Raw genomic sequence first — 23947 nt, 5'->3', positions numbered from 1 at the left:
CAATCTACATACACAAGGCCTGATCAAAGACTATTATATGAGCAAAACTGATATAAAAATTAGACTATTTAAGCTAGATGATGTATTGAGACTAAAGGACTCAAACTATTTTAAAGCTTGGCTCACTCGTATCTTCACTAAGAGAATAAACATTTAACTCATATACAAAGAATAGGTTATAATAATTTTGTAGCCTATCAGAGCTCGCAGTTGTTACAACTGTAAACTTACCACCCAAGTGCGTGTTAAGTGGTATCTGTTAGCAATGTATGATAATAGCTATCTCACATAGATGGCTATTTTCATTTAAGATTTTACTATTAGATATCCTGTTAATTTTGAAAAAATGGTCGATTAAAATGATGTTAAATATAGACTACGCCATAGAAACAGTATAAAAAGATCAGGTAAAACAATGAAAGCTGTTGAGTTTGAATAGCCACTAAAATTCTAGATACACTTAACCATCTTTTGATGGGCCGAGCCTGTAAATTATTTTGTGTAAGTTCCATTTTTTATAAATGATCTTTTAATCGATCATCGAAGTGAATCGTAAACCAATTCATCTCCAAACGCCAATTTTGAATTGGCATTGTCCATTTCTTAGCAGCATTGGTTGTTGCTAAGTAAATGACTTTTTTGACTGAATCATCTGACGAGAAGATCTTTCGCTTCTTGGTTGAATGGCGGATCACGCTATTCAACGATTCAATTGCATTGGTTGTATAAATCGCATGACGTATTTCAGCTGGATAGCTAATTATTGTACGGATATTCTCCCAATTAGCTCGCCAGGATTCTCCAATTTTTGGATATTAATGATTCCACTGATCACAGAAGATATCTAGAGATTTTAATGCATTTTACTCTGTACTTGCCTGATAGATCACTTTAAGACCAGCTGTAACAGCCTTGTAGTCTTTCCAGCTTACAAATCGCAGGCTATTGCGTACAACATGCACGATACACAGCTGAATGTCCGTATAAGGATAAACAGAGGCTATGGCATCAGGAAAGCCTTTTAACCCATCTACACAGGCAACAAGAATATCCTGTACCCCTCGATTTTTGAGTTCTGTCATGACGGATAGCCAGAATTTGGCACCTTCTGTCTGAGCGATCCACATTCACAGCAATTCTTTCTAACCATCCATATTAATGCCTAAAGCAAGGTATACAGATTTGTTAATCACATTGGAATGTTGACGGAATTTTACAACAATACATTCGAGATAGACGACAGGATACAGACTATCCAATGCTCTATTTTGCCACTTAGTCCTTGCTCAATCACAGCATCGGTAACTTTGCTTATGAGTGATGCTGAGACATCTGCATCGTACATTTCTTTGAAGAATGCGACAATTTCTCTATTGGTCATTCCTTTTGCATACAGTGAAAGGATTTGGTCATCCATATTGGTAATGCGCGTTTGATGCTTCTTGATAATTTGTGGCTCAAATGAACCGTCTCGATCACGGGGAATATCTAAAGCCAGTTGCCCATCTTGAGTTGAAACGGTTTTAGAACTAAAACCATTACGGCTATTTGAGCCTTTCTTAGGCTGATGCTTTTCATAACCAAGATGATCTGAAAGCTCTGTATTGAGTGCAGTTTCAATCATGAACTTTTTAAATATGGCTGTCATTTGGTTTAGGTCTTCTGGTGTTTTTAGACCTTTAGCCAATTCAGCAGCCATACTTTTGATTGGTGCTTCATGCATGTGAAGTACCTTTTGTAATTATCCTTTTCAGGATAAATGAAAATTAAGTACTTACACAAAATTTAGAACAGTCCCTAATCAATTGCTTGCTGTTTAAATTCTGGACTAAAGCGTTTAGCTATTTTTACATCTCCAAAGTTAACCTTACGTTATCTTTAGAGGGACTATGTGTCCATTATTTTTTCTAGGATCACTCGTTAATTAGCCATTTTATCTAACTAAAGAGTGTCTACAAAATCTGTGGCTGTTCAACGCTCTTTTTGATTTTTCTCATACACAATCTTAAATTGAAGCTCAGCCTCATCAGGAAGGTCTTCATAAGACAGCAGGTTAACTTTCTTATAATAAAACTCTCCGAGCTTCTTCATGAGAAAGTAAAGACCGAGCTAAGAGCTTAACTCGATCCTAAATAGAATATTCTCAATCTTTTTCAAGGTGAGACTTAGTCGAATAAATGAGTGATAACTCATTTAATCTTTAATATCAATACAAAATTTCCGACTTAATCAACATATCTTCTAAATAAGAATCTTTAGGTTTGACATGAATAAGTTCATTCCAATTTTTGTGATTCAATATATTTATATCCTGGCAGAGTAAAACTTGAAGTGCGACATAAACCACCTAATTAATTTAAAGGGTTTATGGAGTATATAAAATTGTCATACCATCATCTTAACTTTGAAGATCGTACTGCATTAATGCTTGAATCAAGAAAAGAAGGCTTTTCACCCAGAAAATTTGCTGAACTTATTAAAAGACATCCTAGTACGATCTATCGTGAACTTAAAAGAAATAGCATCAATGACGTTTATCAAGCCCGATATGCTTCTGATCACACCTTCGCTAGACGTAGACGTGGTCATAGAAAACTCAAAATCGATTCAATCCTTTGGAAATTTATTGTTGAAGCGATCCGTTGTTTATGGTCTCCTCAGCAAATAGCAAAGCGTTTAAAGACATTTCCTGATTTGGATCAAACAATGAATGTAAGCCATACAACGATTTACTCAACTATACGAGCATTACCAAAGGGTGAGTTGAAAAAAGACTTATTATCCTGTCTGCGTCATGAAAATAAAAAGCGAAAAGCTAACGGTGAACCTAAAAAAGATTCTATATTACAGGATATTAAAACTATTCATGAGCGCCCAGCCGAAGTTCAAGAAAGAAAAATACCGGGTCATTGGGAAGCCGATTTAATTAAAGGTAAAGACAATAAAAGTTCGATAGCAACACTTATTGAACGAAATACACGGCTCTGTATCTTGGCAACATTACCTGATGCAAAGGCAGAATCCGTGCGCAAGGCTTTAACTGAAGCTCTGAAATATTTACCTGCAGAACTGCGTAAAACGTTGACCTATGACCGTGGACGTGAGATGTCAGAACATAAAAAACTCGAAGAAGATTTAGGCATAGATGTATATTTCTGTGACCCACATTCACCCTGGCAAAAAGGCACATGCGAAAATATGAATGGTTTAATTAGGCAATATTTACCTAAAGGGATTGATTTAAATCAGGCAGATCAGCATTATTTAAATCAAGTTGCCATGTCACTGAATACTCGTCCTAGAAAAGCGTTAGATTGGCTTACACCATTAGAGAAGTTTGCTCAGCTTGTTGATTATCATAAGGCTTTTGAAACTGTCGCACCTCATGTTTGAATTCGCCCCTTTTCTGTGGATAATTCCCGACTGAAATCATTTACTAGCTGATGTCCAATATTACTTTCAATTTCATTCGAATTTTCAATGTCACCAATCAATTTAGATAAATCAATTGCCGATGATTTTGAACCATTCAATAAATTGGAAAGTTTTCCAATATTAGGTTGGTTATGAACACTACTAGAAATTGAATATTCAACTTGATTCGATTGGTTTGTTTGTGCCAGCACAGCAGGAAGTGCATCGATAATATTTCCATTAATCGCTATATTTTGAACATTAAATAATGATAATAACTCGTTAGCAGCTTGTTCATCACTTACCAATTTTGATTCTTCCGATTGGTTCAATGTATTTTCTGCTGCAACATCCATATTAGCACCTTCAGTTAAACTCATTGGCGATGCAATACGGCTAGAGGATGCTGTTGTTGGCATTGTTAAACCAAATGCTCCAAAGATTTGACCAGCAGTCAATGAACCACCTGTTTCAAACTCAAAGGTTTCAACAACTTTAGCACCACCTAAAAAGAAGTCTTTTACTGTCACTTTATTGGCATTACTACCATCCAGTTTAAGAATCAGATCATTTCCAGACTTGTTAAGATATTGTCCAATTTGATTGAAGGTGATTCCATTTTTGAAAACCACTTTATCTGTTCCAGACACTTCAGTAATGGTTAAAACACCAGTCGTATAGTTATAGGTTGTATCTCCTACCGCATTAGTATTTGGTGTTTCACCACCAGTACTTGGTAATGTTAATCCAAATGCAGTGAAAATTTGACTTGCAGTTAGCTGTTCGCCTGTTGCCAGTTGGAATGTTTCAACCAATTTATCACCTGCAAGGAAGAAATCTTTCACAGTCACTTTGTTGGTTGCACTTCCATTCACTTTAATAATTAAATCATTACCTGATTTAGTGAGATTGCTACCCACTTGGCTAAATGTAATGCCACTCGCAAATACAACTTTATCCGTACCAGACACTTCAGTAATGGTTAGATCGCCTGAAGTATAATTATAGATCGTATCTCCAGCTGCATTCGTTGTGCCGCCAGTCCCAGGCATAGTTAATCCAAATGCAGTGAAAATTTGGTTCGCAGTGAGTTGTTCACCTGTAGCTAATTGGAATATTTCTACCAATTTATCACCACCAAGGAAGAAGTCTTTTACCGTGACTTTGTTGGTCGCACTTCCATTTACTTTGATAATTAAATCATTACCTGATTTAGTAAGATTGTTACCCACTTGGCTATAAGTAATACCACTTGCAAATACAACTTTGTCATTACCTGAAATTTCAGTAATGGTTAAATCACCTGAATTGTAATTATAGGTCGTATCTCCAGCTGCATTCGTTGTGCCGCCAGTCCCTGGCATAGTTAATCCAAATGCAGTGAAAATTTGGTTCGCAGTGAGTTGTTCACCTGTAGCTAATTGGAATACTTCTACCAATTTATCACCACCAAGGAAGAAGTCTTTTACCGTGACTTTGTTGGTCGCACTTCCATTTACTTTGATAATTAAATCATTACCTGATTTAGTAAGATTGTTACCCACTTGGCTATAAGTAATACCACTTGCAAATACAACTTTGTCGTTACCTGAAACTTCAGTAATAGTTAAATCACCTGACTTGTAATTATAGGTCGTATCTCCAGTTGCATTGGTTGTGCCACCAGTCTCTGGCATAGTTAATCCAAATGCTGTAAAGATTTGGCTAGCTGTAAGTTGTTCACCTGCCGCTGTTTGGAATGTTTCAACTAAATAATTACCAGCAAGGAAGAAGTTTTTAACTGTCACAACATTTGTTGTGCTTCCATTTACTTTAATCAGTAGATCGTTGCTTGATTTGGTTAAATTAGAGCTGATTTGGCTCATCGTAATTCCACTAGCAAACACCACTTTATCTGTACCAGAAACTTCAGTAATGGTTAATGCACCACTGCTATAGTTATATGTCGTGTCTCCAGCAGGATTCGGCATTTCTGTACCACTTCCAGAACCGTTTACTTTTGTGGCGATTTGCGCAGCAGTAATTGTGTATCCACCATTTGGTTGTACTGATGAAATTGCTTTTTCACCACCTAAGAAATGATCTTTCACTCGAATCGATTGGTTTGCATTATTATCAATTGTAATCAGTAGGTCATTATTTTCTTTTGTGAATTTAATGCGATCTTCTGTAATACCTTGATCCATCAACCAAATCACATCTGTACCACCACCAGTCTGGTCAATCGTATCAACGCCATCTGTGAGATAATAATAATATTTATCATCACCTGCACCACCATCTAATATATCTGCTCCAGCACCACCGATGAGTGTGTCATTTCCAATTCCACCATAAATAGAATCATCACCTGCACCACCATCAAGATAGTCATTACCAGCACCACCTTCCAATCGATCATTTCCAGCTTGTGCCCAAATGGTGTCATTGCCATCTAATCCTTGAATTAAATCTTTGCCTGACGTTCCATTGATTGTTTCTGAAGCACTTGTGCCTTCAAGAACTGTATCGTATAAACCACCATAAGCTTGTGCTTTAATAATTCCATCTATGTCTTTGGCTGTGATTGGTGATTGCCCATTGGCTTGAACTGAGGAAATTGCTTTCTCTCCACCTAAGAAATGGTCAACAATCCGAACGGTTTGATTGGCATTTTGGTCAATTGTAACAACTAGATCATTGCCAATTTTACTAAAACTAATGCGATCACGAGTGATACCATTATCCATCAACCATAATACATCTGTACCACCACCTGTTTGGTTAATGATATCAGCACCATCTGTGAGATAATAATAATATTTATCATCACCTGCACCGCCATCTAATGTATCTAAACCATTACCACCTCTTAAGATGTCATTTCCTTGACCACCATAGAGGGTATCATTTCCGTCACCACCATAAAGGGTATCATTGTCCTCATCTCCGAAGAGTGTGTCATCCCCTTCATTCCCTTCTAAATAGTCAGCACCTGCGCCACCATAAAGAGTGTCATTCCCTGCTTGCCCCCACAGAGTATCGTTGCCTACTCGACCATAGATAATGTCGTTACCAGCACCAGCGTATACTTTGTCATCGCCAGCATCCATTTCAAAGATTTCATTACTATCTCGATACCCCCAAACTTCATCTGTTCCTGCAGTTCCATGATAAGTAACATGATTTTCAATATAACTATTATTCCAGACAGTTTGGTCAGCAAACTGTATTTCATTAATTTTATAGTGACCACCATTGAAATAATTTTGAATAGTAACCTGATCCAAATTATTGCTGTGCTTTATAACTAAATCTGCACCATGACGATGTAAGCTAATATTCGTAGCGTTAATATCTGAACCAAATCTCAGCACATCAAAAGATACAGCGACATTATTATAATTTTGTCCAGCTTGGCGTTCGATAATCGTATCTTGGCCATCACCCAGATTAAATAGATAGACTTCATCACCAAATGATCCATTGATGATATCATTACCTTTTCCACCTTCAATATAAACAGCGCGTTGTGCTTCTGTTAGTTCATCATCGATTTGAATATGGTAGCCATCAGCATCTTGAACGAACTCACTGCGATTATAATCATCCACAAAAACCCTCCGATTTACATCGACTGTCAATGTGTCGTTTCCATCACCACCTGAAAGGTAACCAGCATCATTACCTAGTTCTGTCAATGTAAGTTGATCATCTCCATTACCACCAAATAAGCGTCCTTGACCAGAAAGAATATCATCTCCATTTTGCCCTTCCAGTATTCCATTACCTGTAATGACGTCATTTCCATCACCACCGAGTAAATGTCCTCGGCCTGTGATTTCATCATCACCAATACCGCCGTCTAAATAACCAGAACCGTTAATGATGTCATTACCTGCTTCACCATAAACAAAATATTGTAATTCAGGGTTTTCACTCCATACTTGGCTACCATTTACAATATCATTACCTTCACCAGCATGAATAACATCATGATCGGTAGTCCCTTCAATAACATCGTCTAACTCAGTACCTTTCACCGCCTGCACATTTAGATCATCTAGATTCCATTTTGTTCCATCATCGAAATGAATAAATTGTATTGGCTTGTTATAACCATATTGCTCAAATTGAGATTGAATAATCAGCTGATCACCAGTTGTTCGGTGAGTGATCACCATATCTTGACCAACTTTTCGAATCACCAAATCCATTGGGTTTATACCAATGAATTCAACTATATCGACTTCATTATTATTTTTATATTCATTTTGGATTTGATCATTTCCCCATCCTAGATTAAAACGGTAAATATCATTCCCAGCACCTCCACTGAGTAAATCATCACCTTGATCACCATTTAGGATATCATCACCAATTCCACCAATAAGAGTGTCATCTCCTTCACCACCATTGAGGGTATCATTTCCATTTCCACCAAATAATTCATCATTATCTAAACCGCCATAGAGTTGATCATTACCATCACCACCTTCTAGTCGATCTGTGCCTGAACCACCTTTAAGCTGATCATCACCTGATCCACCGTAAATTTCATCAGCATCTGCCCCACCTTCTAAGTAGTCATTTCCTGCATCGCCATACAATTTATCCTGACCATCCCCTCCATAGAAAGTATCGTTTCCGAATTTACCATACAAGATGTCATCACCTGCACCTGCTGATATTTCACTACCTGTCTCATAGGCTTGTAATATTTCTGAAGCATCTGTACCTATAAGTACCAAAGCTTTTATAGCTTCTACATTTAAAACTGTATTGTCTGAGAACTTAATTAAATCAATTTTATAATTACCTGCCGCATCATTAATAAAATAATTTTGAACAGTAATACTATTCTGACCATCAAGTGTTTTTATGATGAGATCATCACTTTCTCGACGATAGGTGAAATTACTTTGAACTAAACCATTGGTAAATTGAATAATATCTTGGCGATTTTCTAAATAATCATAATTTAAAATGATGTCATGACCAAAATTAGGGGCAAAAATATAAGTATCATTACCAAAACCACCCTCTAAATTGTCGTTTCCTTCCCCACCATTCAGAATATCATTTCCATTTCCACCAAATAATTCATCATTATCTAAACCGCCATAGAGTTGATCATTACCATCACCACCTTCTAGTCGATCTGTGCCTGAACCACCTTTAAGCTGATCATCACCTGATCCACCGTAAATTTCATCAGCATCTGCCCCACCTTCTAAGTAGTCATTTCCTGCATCGCCATACAATTTATCCTGACCATCCCCTCCATAGAAAGTATCGTTTCCGAATTTACCATACAAGATGTCATCACCTGCACCTGCTGATATTTCACTACCTGTCTCATAGGCTTGTAATATTTCTGAAGCATCTGTACCTATAAGTACCAAAGCTTTTATAGCTTCTACATTTAAAACTGTATTGTCTGAGAATTTAATTGAATCAATCTGATAATTTCCTGCTGCATCATTACTAAAGTAATAACGAACAGTAATACTATTCTGACCATCAAGTGTTTTTATAATGAGATCATCACTCTCTCGACGGTAGGTGAAATTGCTTTGAACTAAACCATCTGTAAATTGAATGACATCTTGGCGATTTGATGAATTATCATAATTATAGATAATGTCATGACCAAAATTAGGGGCAAAGATATAGGTGTCATTTCCTGATCCACCTTCTAAATAATCATTTCCAATTCCACCTTTAAGCTGATCATCACCTGATCCACCATAAATTTCATCAGCATCTGCCCCACCTTCTAAGTAGTCATTTCCTGCATCGCCATACAATTTATCCTGACCATCCCCTCCATAGAAAGTATCGTTTCCGAATTTACCATACAAGATGTCATCACCTGCACCTGCTGATATTTCACTACCTGTCTTATAGGCTTGTAATATTTCTGAAGCATCTGTACCTATAAGTACCAAAGCTTTTATAGCTTCTACATTTAAAACTGTATTGTCTGAGAATTTAATTAAATCAATCTGATAATTTCCTGCTGCATCATTACTAAAGTAATAACGAACAGTAATACTATTCTGACCATCAAGTGTTTTTATAATGAGATCATCACTCTCTCGACGGTAGGTGAAATTGCTTTGAACTAAGCCATCTGTAAATTGAATGACATCTTGGCGATTTGATGAATTATCATAATTATAGATAATGTCATGACCAAAATTAGGGGCAAAGATATAGGTGTCATTTCCTGATCCACCTTCTAAATAATCATTTCCAATTCCACCTTTAAGCTGATCATCACCTGATCCACCATAAATTTCATCAGCATCTGCCCCACCTTCTAAGTAGTCATTTCCTGCATCGCCATACAATTTATCCTGACCATCCCCTCCATAGAAAGTATCGTTTCCGAATTTACCATACAAGATGTCATCACCTGCACCTGCTGATATTTCACTACCTGTAGCATAAGCTTGTAATATTTCTGAAGCATCTGTGCCTATGAGCACTAGAGCTTTAATAGCTTCTACATTTAAAACTGTATTGTCTGAGAATTTAATTAAATCAATCTGATAATTTCCTGCTGCATCATTACTAAAGTAATAACGAACAGTAATACTATTCTGACCATCAAGTGTTTTTATAATGAGATTATCACTCTCTCGACGGTAGGTGAAATTACTTTGAACTAAGCCATCTGTAAATTGAATGACATCTTGGCGATTTGATGAATTATCATAATTATAGATAATGTCATGACCAAAATTAGGGGCAAAGATATAGGTGTCATTTCCTGATCCACCTTCTAAATAATCATTTCCAATTCCACCAATTAAAGTATCATTTCCAGCATTACCATATATTTGATCATCGCCCGCTAATCCAGAGAGCTGATCATTGCTGCTATAGCCCTGAATGACATCGTTATCTTCTGTCGCGCCAAGAACTTTATCTTTAATTACATCAATATCCCAAATTGATCCATTTGAAAAAACTATTTGATCTATACGATATGCTGTAGGACCATTTGCATCAAAATAACCTTCGACTTTGATTTGATCACTTTCAGAATATTTAATGATTAAATCATTGCCAACACGTTTTAAGCTTACACTTTCAGGTGCAATACCTTCATTAAATGTAACTTGGTCTAATTTATTACTGGTATTATCATAACTACGAATAGTATCTACACCATCACCCAGACTAAAGATATATGTATCATTACCTGATCCACCATCTAAATAGTCATTACCCGTTCCACCTATTAAAGTATCATTACCAGCATTTCCATATAGTTGGTCATTCCCAGCTAATCCAGAGAGCTGATCATTGCTACTATAGCCCTGAATTATATCTACAGAATCACTTGGAACTAAAACTTGATTTTTAATGTAATCTACATTCCAATTAGTTCCATTTGAAAAAACTATTTGATCTATACGATATGCTGTAGGACCATTTGCATCAAAATAACCTTCGACTTTGATTTGATCACTTTCAGAATATTTAATGATTAAATCATTGCCAACACGTTTTAAGCTTACACTTTCAGGTGCAATACCTTCATTAAATGTAACTTGGTCTAATTTATTACTGGTATTATCATAACTACGAATAGTATCTACACCATCACCCAGACTAAAGATATATGTATCATTACCTGATCCACCATCTAAATAGTCATTACCCATTCCACCTATTAAAGTATCATTACCAGCATTTCCATATAGTTGGTCATTCCCAGCTAATCCAGAGAGCTGATCATTGCTACTATAGCCATGAATTATATCTACAGAATCACTTGGAACTAAAACTTGATTTTTAATGTAATCTACATTCCAATTAGTTCCATTTGAAAAAACTATTTGATCTATACGATATGCTGTAGGACCATTTGCATCAAAATAACCTTCGACTTTGATTTGATCACTTTCAGAATATTTAATGATTAAATCATTGCCAACACGTTTTAAGCTTACACTTTCAGGTGCAATACCTTCATTAAATGTAACTTGGTCTAATTTATTACTGGTATTATCATAACTACGAATAGTATCTACACCATCACCCAGACTAAAGATATATGTATCATTACCTGATCCACCATCTAAATAGTCATTACCCGTTCCACCTATTAAAGTATCATTACCAGCATTTCCATATAGTTGGTCATTACCAGCTAATCCGAAGAGCTGATCATTGCTACTATAGCCCTGAATTATATCTACAGAATCACTTGGAACTAAAACTTGATTTTTAATGTAATCTACATTCCAATTAGTTCCATTTGAAAAAACTATTTGATCTATACGATATGCTGTAGGACCATTTGCATCAAAATAACCTTCGACTTTGATTTGATCACTTTCAGAATATTTAATGATTAAATCATTGCCAACACGTTTTAAGCTTACACTTTCAGGTGCAATACCTTCATTAAATGTAACTTGGTCTAATTTATTACTGGTATTATCATAACTACGAATAGTATCTACACCATCACCCAGGCTAAAGATATATGTATCATTACCTGATCCACCATCTAAATAATCATTTCCAACTCCTCCGATAAGAGTGTCATTTCCTTCACCACCATATAAAGTGTCATTCCCTAAATCTCCATTTAAAAGGTCATTACCATTTTCACCTGATAATCTATCATTATCATCCCCTCCATAAACAATATCTTCACCATCTCCTGCATTAACAATATCATCACCCATTCCAGCATAAATAATATCATCCCCCCCCAAACTATTTATATTATCATCGCCAGCCCATGACTTAATTTTATCATTACCATTAGTACCAGTGATTGAATCATCTAATACAAACACAGATTCCAATAATAAATCTCGTATATTCTCATCTAAAATAGATTGGGCACTTAAAGTAAACTGTTCTATTAGTTCCTTATACAATACTGGTGAATTAGGATCTAAACCTTGTACAATAAATTGAAATTGTTCAATTTCAATTTTACCAACCTCATAATCCATAAAGAATAAATTCATCAACCCTTTAATTGCTAAACTAAAGTCACCATGCCAAGTCGTATTAACTAGAGTCCAACTCACTTCCCTAACCTGTGTAGGATTTAGAACATTTTCAACATATTTATTAGGCTTTAGGCTATCCCATGTAGTTGCGTATATTTTATTAGGTATATAGACGCTTCCACTTGACGAACCAGACCCACCAACTGGTGGTTGAATCAAAGGTGGAAAAGGATCATATGATTCATATAATCTTTCTTCTTGAAATGCGACTAAATCAATCCAGTCCTGTTTAACTGTTTGACTTAATAACTGGACATAAGCACTAGATAATATTTTTTGGAAATAACCATCTAAATCATTAACATTTCCTGGATTCCAATTTTTCCATTCAAGCTCTTTACCATAAATCACTTTAACTATTTCAAATTTTTCAATACTCGAAATATTTTTTACTTCAGTTGCCGTTGAAAGTTTTTTATTTGTCCAAAAATACAAAATTTGATGAGTTAATAATACTTGCTGATCAGAAGGTGTCTCGCTAAATGCACTAACAAGTTCTTTAAGTTTTCCTGTCAAATCTAATTGCATTGCATCGTGTAACGATGTAGCAGAACCATAACCAGGAAAATCAGGAAGCTCTGAAATATCTGTATCAATACTTTCAACTGTTTCATTTGGGTTTTGCCAAACTGTTTCTGAAGTATTTACCTCAAAAAGTAAAGTTTCAGCTAAACCACTTTTTATTTGAGTAATACCATTTTCAACTACTGTCTGTGTAAAACTTCCTTTATTTGTGTGAATAACATTATTTTCATCTAATGAATTAATTAATTGATTACTTAATGAAATTGAAGTTATACCTAAACTAGATAATGTAAATAATTCATTACTTTGTGAAATTCCATCTTGATTAATATCTTTCCATATCTTTAATTTCTGAAAAATTAAATCACTACCATTAATTAGACCATCTTTGTTTGAATCATATTGTTCTAATGCTTTGAAACCATCACTTGCTTTACTGCCATCAGGTAAAATCGTATCTGTTCCAAATAATTCTTTTCCATTATCAATTTTACCATTTTCATTTAAGTCTAGAACAACAAAACCATCTGTTGCTTGAACCCAAGATGTTTTTTCAGCGAAACTATTTCCATCCATGTCAAAATAAACATCAGTCCCAAGTGGAGTGGTACTAATTTTTCCATCATGATTTAAATCTAATACTAATGGATCGTATTTTGTAGGAGGAATAGGAGGTGGAGCTAATGGAGGTTTAGGTTTTGGATATTCTGGAGGTGGTGGTTCTGATCCATCTTTATAAACAGTTACATAAAATCTTACACCTAAATCTGTATCATCCTTACTTCTTGTATCTAAAGCTTCTGTAGTTAGTTCTTTATATTTAAAATTGATATCACCTAAAACAATGTATCTTACCCAGTCTTTCCCACTAGATATTACGGATAGTCTTCCACCACCAGTTGATTTATCATTTATATCATAACCTTTCGAAATGAAATCAAGAGCTGGAGGAGGCGATAAGCTATCAGATTTATAACGCATTTCTGCGCCCAATAAATTTTTATTATTATAATAAAGTATTCCTTTTCCATCCTCATCATTAACTAAAGTTTTATAATAAGCCTTATAAGTATCAAATCCCTCACCACCTTTTAAAGTATCATTACCTTTACCTCCATAAAGTATATCGTCCCCTTTACCACCGTATAAATAGTTATCTTCAGTATCTAAAGGATCATCTTTTTGTCTACCAGCATATAGCTCATCATTACCTTCACCACCATATAAAGTATCTCCATTTTTCCCGCCATAAAGCTTATCATCTCCATTTCCACCTAATAGTGTATCTACATCATCCCCACCATAGAGAAAATCTTTACCATCCCCACCACGGATATAGTCTTCTCCTTTATATCCCCAAGCATAGTTTATTGTGCCTTTATCAATGGCATCATCATTAATATCGGATGTAAAAATTGAATCATCCCCATCACTACCATGAATGGTGTCATTACCGGCTCCTCCTTCTGCATAATTTTTACTGATATCTAATGCAATTTTAGCTGGATCACTATCACTGGCTAAATAAAGTGAATCATTACCATCTCCTCCACTCAGCCGATCTGATCCTAATCCCCCATAAAGATAATCATTACCTGCACCACCATATAAGTAATCATCACCTCCACCACCATATAATTTGTTTATAGTCCCTGCATCATTAGGGTCATTGTCTTTATCACCAGCATAAAGTTCATCTGAGCCATTTCCCCCATAAATGTTATCGCTACCACTTCCACCATATGCTTTATTGCCAACTTGATCTAATTTAGCTGCATTTTCAGCACTAGTTAAACTAGTATCGATTTCACTGACAACTAGGACATCATCCCCAGCACCGCCATAAAGTTCATCACTACCAGAGCCACCTATTAATACATCATTTCCCTCACCTCCATAAAGAAAATCATTATCAGCTCCACCATCAAGATAATCATTTAACTTATTACCTATTAAGATATCATTACCGTCATTTCCAAAAATTGTATATTTTCTATTGTAAATTCCTTTTATATCATTACCACCAGTTTTATCATCTATTAAAACAACAACATCTCCAGCCCAGGGGTTTAATCCATCTGGTATATAGTTTTCAACAGTTGATATTATCGGTTGAAGTAATTCTACAGAACTATCTAAAACAAAACTAACCCCATCTAAAAATAGTTTTAAAATTTCATCTTTATGTATTAATTGTTTATCATTCCATTCAGGTGCTAAATTCATTCCATTGCTTATAGCTGCAAAAAGCATTGAAAACACATTAACTACAACACCTAAAGGACTCGCTCTAGTAAATTTCGATAACTCTGAAAATATAGCCGTCGCATCCGAAAATATATCCAAAACTAATGTTTTTTTTACAAATCCATTGTTATATTTAGATGACCCTATTGTAACCGTATCAATATAATCATTAACATTTAAAGCCAATCTATCTGAAAGTGTTACAACCCTAACTAAATTATTAGCTATATTTAAATTATTACTATTCGGAAATAAATCAATAACATCTTGAACTAATAACAAAAAAGACCTAAAAGCCTCTCTATTATTACCAGAATTCGCATTATTAAGTTCAGAGTAAATATTATTTATTGCACTTATTGTTGAAGATAAATCTCCACCAGCATTATTAGCTTCAAACATTTTCTCTCTATTGTTTAAAAAACTACCAATTCTACTCATATCTCACCTTTATATTTTTAAATAAAATCATAAATATATTTTTTTTTGATAAAAAAATAATTTATTTCAACATAATTTACATCAATACATTTTTGACTATTATTTTCTATTTTTTTAAAAAACTCTCCTCTCTTATATAAAAATGGGAATCTAACTTTTAGGCCTGAAAAACTTGTCATACCTGTATTATCTACAACATACTCATAAACATAATTACCACTTCTAGTTTTATATTTACCCTTATAGCAAGCATATCCTTTTTTAATATTTTTAATATTTTTAGCCTTATATTCAAGATAATTTGGTAAAATAAAAAATTCATTAACTGGCAATACTACTAGTTTTACCAAAATAATAATAAATAAAAATAAAAATAAAAAATGTTTAATATTATCCATAAAATAAGAATGCCTTTTTAAATTGTGTGAATATATAAATTATTAATCCCATTTCATAGTAATTAATTTTTCTGGTCTCACTTTATCCATCTCACTAAACAGCGAAAAAGTCTGATTCATATAATTCACCACCCCTGAAATCTGTTCCATATACTGCATTAATTCAGATGTCTTTTCCGCTTGAACTAATTTCACTGTTCGTGATGGATCAAAACCATCAAACTGACAATAAAACAAAGGCTCACCCCGTTTTAAAATTAAATCTTTAGAAGTATCATGCCACTCAAAAGCCCACATTAATGGTCTAGGCCATATATGAATTGGAAAACGCCCACCAAAAATCGTCCCAGGTAAAGAATGTTTTCTGTAATGCCCAAAAGCATCTAACTGGGTGATATACACCACCTCATCCGCTACAAAACAATAAGGGAGTTTTAGTTGAAGAATCGGAACATTAGGCGTACGCCATTCATTTTCATTTACAAGCGCCAACAACTCTCGTAATTTGTTAGCGCGCACAGGTGAAGCATCACCCAATACATTTACCAATGCTGGTTTTCCTGTTTTATCTCGTTCAAAACGTAAGTGAAAATCAAATGGGCAATTGATCACAAAATAACGACTTTCTAGTTGAAGTACAGCTGGACAACGACTTGCAGATTTTGCATGCTTTTGTTGGGATTGTGATCGCATACGATATGGTGGTTTAAAAAGAATTGAAGCCTTATCATCCGTTAAAAACCACCCCACCTGAATAGGGCCTGTCTCTGTATGCTTTTGATCATCAGTTATAGTAAAATTAATTTGCATTTTTGTAATAAATATTAAGTTTTTAAGATAAATTTAATATATCAGTATCTTTTAAACAAAAAAAATACATTTTTATTACAACTAATAAATAAATCTACATATTGTGATCAAATTCACATTATTTTATTCTACAAAAGTTACACTTATAACAAGGATCATACCTATTCAATTTTAGTGGTTTAAATTCATATCATAAGTTGTTCACTGCCCATCACATGATGAACTTAAACTAAACCATTAAAGCGTCTTAAAGTCAGAATTATTTTTAATATCTATGTATTATAAAATGACAATAGATGTGTCGTTTTTCTCGTAAAATGTCATAGGTTGTGTCGCATTCCAATGCCATTATGTGTCACAAGAATTTATAAGTTTTTGAATTTATGTATTCGATAATGACATGGGATGTGTCGCATGACGGTCACGCCGTCACGCGACACATGAGTTGACATTTGCGACGCATAAGTTGTCATAGACAACATGAAAAAGGCTGTAATTCGCAGCCTTTTTTCAACTTAATGGTGTTTAGTCCTGAAATAAGTTTATTCATAGGAGACTTATTTTATGGAACATGAACAAAGCCAAAGAGTTAAACGTACCCAGAGAGATTATTCTTTTGCCTTTAAAATGATGGTTATTCAGGAAGTTGAAAAAGGGCAACTTACTTACAAGCAAGTTCAAGCAAAATATGGTATTCAAGGAAGATCAACAGTTCTTGTCTGGCTTCGTAAGTTTGGACAACAAGATTGGATTTTAAAGACCATGCCAAAATCATCTAAACGTCAGCTGACTTCCCAACAAAGAATCCGTCAATTAGAAAAACAATTGGCTGAAGAGAAATTGAAGACTGAATTTGTAGAAGATGTCATCTACCATCTAGACAAAGAATGTGGGACTGACTTCCAAAAAAGTATATCGAGCACGTTTCGAAGATTGGAAAAGCAAAAGACGATTAAGTGTCACTCGTTTATGCCAATGGCTTAAGATTTCAAGACAAGCCTACTATCAATCTGAAAAACGAGCTCAAATTAGGGCACATCAAACTCAACAAGTTCTTGATTTAGTGATGAGTTATCGTTATCTCATGCCAAGTATTGGTATGCGCAAATTATATTGGTTAATCACCCCTCAATTATTAGCTCAAGCATTAAAGATTGGAAGAGATAAGCTATTTAATATATTGAAAGAAAATAACTTATTAATTCGACCTAAACATCGTTATACAAAGCCTAATGAAATCAGTTCACCAGTACCTTGATCATGCCAGCCGTTAAATTCACAATCTAAAAAAAGATGTATCTGTTACCTTATGATATTAAAAACATTTAAAAGTGAGGATTTCAAAGAAAAAAATATCTTTTTAATGAGATTTTAGCTATATAACCTTATAAAATTAATGATACATACAATAACACTCATATGTATGAGTTATTTAAGGATCGAAAAATTAATGAGTAATGTAAAAGATGCTTTTGAAATTTTAGAAAAATCATTAGCCCTTGTGTTGCCCTACCTCCAAAAAACAAAAAAAGATATTCAACTATATAAAGACTTGAAAGAGCAAACAAGTGATCCACAGGAAAAACAAGAATATGATTCGAAAATTAAAGAGCTATTAGTTTATAAAGCTACCAAAGGTTCAGGATTCACAGATACGAGTCTAAGAGATTTCAATAAAAGATTTCCATATGCTCAACTACACTCCCATCATTATAAATTTATGACTGAGCAAGAAAATAGATTATTGAGAATAAGCCGTAATTTAGATGGGAATATAACAAATGTAGAATCAATAATAAGCAAAGAACAAATGAATGAAGATGAAATGAAAAATGCTAGAAACATATTTTTAGGATTTTTTATTATGCTGATTCCTACTTTTTTAGAATCGTCACTTATGACTTCTCTTTTTTCTAAATACATACCAATAATTAATCAATTAATTGAAAATAAAACACTTTTCTCCACTATAGTAATTTCATCTATTTTAGCATCCATCTTTATAGTAATTAGATCGATTAAAAATGTATTTGATATCTATACTCTACAAGAACTAATAAAATACAAGGTAATCCAAGAAATACCGACTTTAGATACACAGCTTGCATCCCCTTCAGAATCAGTAATGGATCAAACGAACTCACAAATTACAGATTGAATTGAAAATGATTAGTAAATCATAAAATTGAATATTCTTCTTCGAAAGAGCAAATAAATTTTACCTACTTAGTTCTATTTTTAAAAATGTAACAGTTACTTATTTTATGAACAAATTCTCTGATAATTATCCACATTTAGAAGCTCTTTTAAATGGTTATTCTTCAAAAGGCTTACAAACAACCTATACATATCAGGATCATATTCATGCTCAAGCACTTTCGCTCTTTTTAGCAAATTCAGAATTATCGACACCTGATTTAAGCAGAAATAATGTTGCAGCTGTGATTGATGGAACCCTTGAATGGCCAAATTCAAATGGTGATCAGCCATTTAAAGGTGTATCAATCCCCTTAGAATTTTTTGAAGAACATGGGCTATTATCATTTTATGCTGATTGGTGTCAGATTCATGCTAATGAATCTATACAACTAAATAAAATTGATGAAAGTGTTGTTCCTCTAGTTCAAACACTTAAGCTTCTCAATGATATTAGATGGGGGCATAACGGTTATACTCAGCCCCAATTGAAATGTAGTAAAGCCAAACTCGAGTTATTTTTTTGGGAAAAGTTTAAAAGGATGGATATTACTAATATTCTTACTACACTTACGCTCAAAGATGAATATTTATATTTAACACCTGGAAATCAAAATTTTAATGAACTTGTTATCACTTATCTTTGGAGCGAATTAAGAAATATAGCAAAACCTGAAATGGCTCTCAAAAAGTGGCTTCTTTTCATTAGTTCAAATGGAGATCGAGCATGCATCCCAAGTAAAGATATTTTAGAGGATGGTCTTTATTCTGAGTTTTGTAATGAACTTATTAAATATATTAAAAATGACCTTTCTTTAGCTCATCCAATAAAAGTTCTTCAGAAACAATCAGTAAATGAAGATTGTTTTTATTCAATTGTTGCTCCAGTGCAAACTACAACACATGTAAGTATTGACATTAATTCTGATAATAGAAGCCAAAAGATAGAAAATCAGGAGTTACCAAAACCTACAATAGACGATTTAAGCCATCAATATAACCTTCAAAACATTAATATCACTGAAAATTTTCAATTCGTACGTGATATGAATATTACTCGTCACTGGAGAGAACCTGAATATCTTTATACAAGCCTAATTTGGGGAGTTATAGAAGATAATATAACCATAAATGGTCGAAGTTTACATTCTTATCAGATTATTGATGATTTATTTTTAATTGCTAAGACCCACCCTATCCTAAGATCAATTCTATTTGTTTCAATACCTAGATATAGTCCTACTGCTTATTTAATTTGGTTAATTTCTCATTCTGAATTTTGTGACGTAGGTTTCTATTATTTAATCCAAAATTCTTTTTTTGAAAACAATTTCAATCAGAGTTCTGATTCTTATAATAATTATTTTAGTAGTGGTTATCAAAAATTAATTTGTAATGAATATTTTTCAAGTCTTCCAAATGAATGTATTGGAAAACATCTCTTAAAAGTAATTAATTTTCTTGGAGAAAGATGTCATTTAAACAATAAAAATTATACTGACCAAGATGAATACAAAATTCTAAAAATATTTTTATCTCAATTAAACGACAATCAAATTTTAGAGATTAGTTCATCATTTGAAAACTTTATATCAATAAAAGATGATGAAGATAATTTAACCTTCAAAAATTATTGGTATGCTTTAGGTTTTTGGTTGATAGATAGGCAACCTATCGAAAATCACCAAATATTCTTAGAAAAACTTTTAAATTACTACAAGTTAAATTTTGAATATGCTTTTAAAAAACCTTATCAAAGTATTCATCCATCAAAATTTTTATCCGATTTAAATTGGGGAAAACTTGTTTCTAGTGATAATTTACAATTTATCTTAGGCATTTCAAAAGAATACAAAAACTGGATAGATTTACTAAAATATTCAAATAAAAATAGACTTCCGTCATAAATCAAAAAACGTACAATTTATTTGATCTTAAATTAATCAGCAAAATTATTTAATTCAAGGGATAATCCTTGGATGAAATTCAAAGATATTCAAAAATTATCAGACGTTAAGTTTCGTAGGCTTACCGGTGTTAGTTGGGCTACATTTAACCTCATGTTGGCCGAGCTAAATAAGCATTTACCTCGTCATATTGGTAAAGGACGACCGCATAAATTACCGTTGGAAGATCGCTTGCTCTTATGTATAGAATATTGGAGAGAATATCGAACATTTTTCCATCTTGGTATGAGTTACGGTGTATCTGAAACGAGTGCAATTCGTATCACACGTGTTATTGAAGATACCTTAATCCGTTCTGGAAAATTTAACTTGCCAAAACAACTTCCTAATCGAGATGAAGTGGATTGGGAAGTTGTTGTGATTGATGCAACTGAAATATTAGTTCAACGTCCAAAAAAAACAGAAGAAATGGTATAGCGGTAAAAAAAAGCGACATACCTTTAAATTTCAGCTATCTATGCACTATACAACAGGTGAAATACTGAGTGTATGTGGAAGTCATGGAAGCATGCATGATTTTAAAATATTTAAAAAAAGTATGAGGAAATTAAAATTTAAGCCCTTTTTTATCGTTGATAAGGGGTATTTAGGGATAAAAAAATTGGGTTTTGGATGCCTCATGCCATCTAAAGCAAAGAAAACTGAAAAATTAGATTCTGAATTAAAAAAGTTAAATAGAGAGATTGGTCGTAGACGAATTCAAGTAGAGCATGTATTTGGAAGGATGAAATGTTTTAAGATTTTATCTTGTGTATATAGAAATCGTCGTAAAAGATTAAACCTGCGGTTTAATTTACTTGCTGGCATATACAATTTAGATTGGGTGAAAGATAAACAATTAAATTGATTGAAAAATGATTTATGAAGGAAGTCTAATGAATATTTTGATATTGCTAGAAATATTAGACAATACCTACAAGTACTAATGAAAATTAACCAAAGCTTAGAGTCTGATATGGCTCAAAAAAGAATAATAAAAATTATAAATTTAATGGGTTTTACAAATGATGAAGATTTCCTCCCTATAATGGATACAAAATACCATTCTGGAGAATATACATATGATATTTGGACACAATTTTGCATTTATATTAACATTGTTGACGATAATAAACTTGATTATTTCTTTGAAGATACTTTAAAAATAATTCCTTTAAATCAATTATATACACTAATTGAGAACAATATCATAATCTCAAGAAATCACTTATATCACGAAGAAATAAAGAATAGAATGCCCATTAATGAAAATCTATCATTAGATAAATTAGAAGAGGCTTTTGTATCAGCATGGCGACCATCTGATAAGGATATTAGAGAAAAAATTTTAAACGAAGTTAATTCAATTTTATCTCAGCCGCGGTTTAATAATCCGAAGCACAAATTCGCAATCGAAATTAAGAAAAAATGGTCAAGCTACAATTACAAGTGGAAATTATTGAATTTACTGGAAAAATCAAACAGTGATCCTGAAGAATTTCAGGAACATGTTTATCTAATTGAAATTCCTTCTATAGAAAATGATCATAGATCCAACATAAATATAGCTCATAATAAAGAATGTGAGCAATTTAGAAGATATCTGATTGCAGCAAGCTATATTGATAGTAATCCACAACAATCTAGAGATATTATTGAAGCCTTATACAAAGAAACTCAAAGTTCTCATCATCTACTTCTGCTATTAGATAGCAATATATCTTTATCTAATAAAACAGGAAAATCTGAAAATCTAGATCATATTTTAAAAGTTTGCTTAACAGAGCACAGTAACACCCATCCTGCTGATTTAAGTATTAACTGGATTAATAAAATTCTAGAATCGTACGCCCTATTAAAAAATGATGGTGATATTGATTACTTTTGGACACAGCTTAGTCTTCATCAACAAAATTTTGAAAATATTTTATACTTATATTGTCAATCCTTAATTAATAGAAATAAGCCATTAATCGCACAGCAGCTTCTTAATCAGTATTGTCAATTAAATAAATTAGACATAAAGGAGCTTAAAATTGATGATTTAATGAAAGAACTACTTGATTCAAGTAATAAGATGGCCGCCTCTCAAATAATAGAATACGCATTTGAGTCTAATCAAAGGACTCCAGCTCAACTCTCTAAACATTATGCCGAGATCGTCTCATCTGAATTCAACACCTATGTTTCTATCATCTCTCCAAGAACTCAACCACATGAATTTTTAAAAAATATTTTCGTTGAGATTTGTAGTGAATTGCTATTGAGAAAAAAGAATCTACAACTTCATGATAAAGCATTAAATCTACAAATTTCTGAAGAAGATTTAATAAATGATTGGTTTACTTCTTTATTTGATAAACGTATGGCTGAAGCTCGCATAGGTTTTCGTGATCAAAAACGGGGGGGTCAATCATCAAATGGATTGTCACCAGGAGAAATAGATGGATTTATTACTGACTCAAGAAACAGACGTATAGCTATTTTTGAGGCATTCCGTCTATTTGGGCTTACAAAAGGTGTAATCGATGGACATATTGATAAAATTCATTCTTATGATGAAGAGTCATTAGACCAAGTCTTTATAATGGCTTATTGTAATGTTGTTCATTTCGATCAGTTAGTTAGTAAATACATAAATTATATTGATAATAGATCTCATACTGGATTTCAACAAACTATTTCTCCATTGAAACAACTTTCTGAGACTACAGAAAATATGTGGGTCGGAATTGAGACAAGAATGAGAGGAGATAAAGAAACGATTTTCTATCATTTCTTATTAAACATGAAAATTAAAAATTGACATTGGTTGTGTCGCTAATCAATATCATTATGCGTCGCAACAATATCTAAGTGATTGAAGTTAATAAACCAGAAATGCAAACAATGTGTCGCATGACGCTTACCGTCACGCGATACATCAGTTGTCATTGAAAAAAAA

The 23947-nt window shown here is 33.4% G+C and carries 8 protein-coding genes and 3 pseudogenes; 7 read left to right on the top strand and 4 right to left on the bottom strand.

Annotation, left to right across the window (positions count from 1 at the left end; translation table 11 throughout):
• Positions 1–515 precede the first annotated feature (515 nt).
• Positions 516–1723, bottom strand: a pseudogene (locus tag MTO68_RS04185) (IS256 family transposase).
• A gap of 701 nt (positions 1724–2424) precedes the next feature.
• Here MTO68_RS04185 and MTO68_RS04180 point away from each other — a divergent pair.
• Positions 2425–3393 (top strand): IS30 family transposase, encoded by a 969-nt coding sequence (locus MTO68_RS04180; RefSeq protein WP_235663160.1) that lies wholly within the window; start codon positions 2425–2427, stop codon positions 3391–3393.
• Here MTO68_RS04180 and MTO68_RS04175 read toward each other — a convergent pair.
• The 3 genes from MTO68_RS04175 to MTO68_RS04165 are packed head-to-tail and all read right to left on the bottom strand — an operon-like array spanning position 3384 to position 16861.
• Positions 3384–15653, bottom strand: a complete 12270-nt coding sequence (locus MTO68_RS04175) for a calcium-binding protein (RefSeq protein ID WP_279578602.1) — start codon at positions 15651–15653, stop codon at positions 3384–3386. The genes MTO68_RS04180 and MTO68_RS04175 overlap by 10 nt on opposite strands.
• Before the next feature lie 17 nt (positions 15654–15670).
• On the bottom strand, positions 15671–16051 hold the full coding sequence (locus tag MTO68_RS04170; protein ID WP_004819288.1) for a hypothetical protein: 381 nt from the start codon (positions 16049–16051) through the stop codon (positions 15671–15673).
• A 42-nt stretch (positions 16052–16093) separates the two neighbouring features.
• Positions 16094–16861 carry a hypothetical protein gene (locus MTO68_RS04165; RefSeq protein WP_004819286.1) on the bottom strand — a complete coding sequence of 256 codons (768 nt, stop codon included), beginning with the start codon at positions 16859–16861 and terminating at the stop codon, positions 16094–16096.
• Positions 16862–17425: 564 nt separating this feature from the next.
• Here MTO68_RS04165 and MTO68_RS23140 point away from each other — a divergent pair.
• The 6 genes and pseudogenes from MTO68_RS23140 to MTO68_RS04130 form a co-directional block, all read left to right on the top strand.
• A pseudogene (locus tag MTO68_RS23140) lies at positions 17426–18089 on the top strand (IS3 family transposase); the annotation flags it as partial.
• 222 nt (positions 18090–18311) lie between these two features.
• Positions 18312–19019, top strand: coding sequence for a hypothetical protein (locus MTO68_RS04150; RefSeq protein WP_244015161.1), 708 nt, complete (start codon positions 18312–18314; stop codon positions 19017–19019).
• Positions 19020–19125: 106 nt separating this feature from the next.
• Positions 19126–20964, top strand: coding sequence for a hypothetical protein (locus MTO68_RS04145; RefSeq protein ID WP_244015159.1), 1839 nt, complete (start codon positions 19126–19128; stop codon positions 20962–20964).
• A 72-nt stretch (positions 20965–21036) separates the two neighbouring features.
• Complete coding sequence (locus tag MTO68_RS04140) at positions 21037–21441, top strand: transposase family protein (RefSeq protein ID WP_008942454.1); 405 nt, start codon at positions 21037–21039, stop codon at positions 21439–21441.
• 37 nt (positions 21442–21478) lie between these two features.
• Positions 21479–21871, top strand: a pseudogene (locus MTO68_RS04135) (transposase family protein); the annotation flags it as partial.
• Positions 21872–21979: 108 nt separating this feature from the next.
• Positions 21980–23809, top strand: a complete 1830-nt coding sequence (locus tag MTO68_RS04130) for a hypothetical protein (RefSeq protein ID WP_244015157.1) — start codon at positions 21980–21982, stop codon at positions 23807–23809.
• The last annotated feature ends 138 nt before the right edge of the window (positions 23810–23947 follow it).

The organism is Acinetobacter sp. NyZ410 (assembly GCF_022828975.1).
GTDB classification, from domain to species: domain Bacteria; phylum Pseudomonadota; class Gammaproteobacteria; order Pseudomonadales; family Moraxellaceae; genus Acinetobacter; species Acinetobacter guillouiae.
This window is presented reverse-complemented; position numbering and strand designations above follow the sequence as displayed.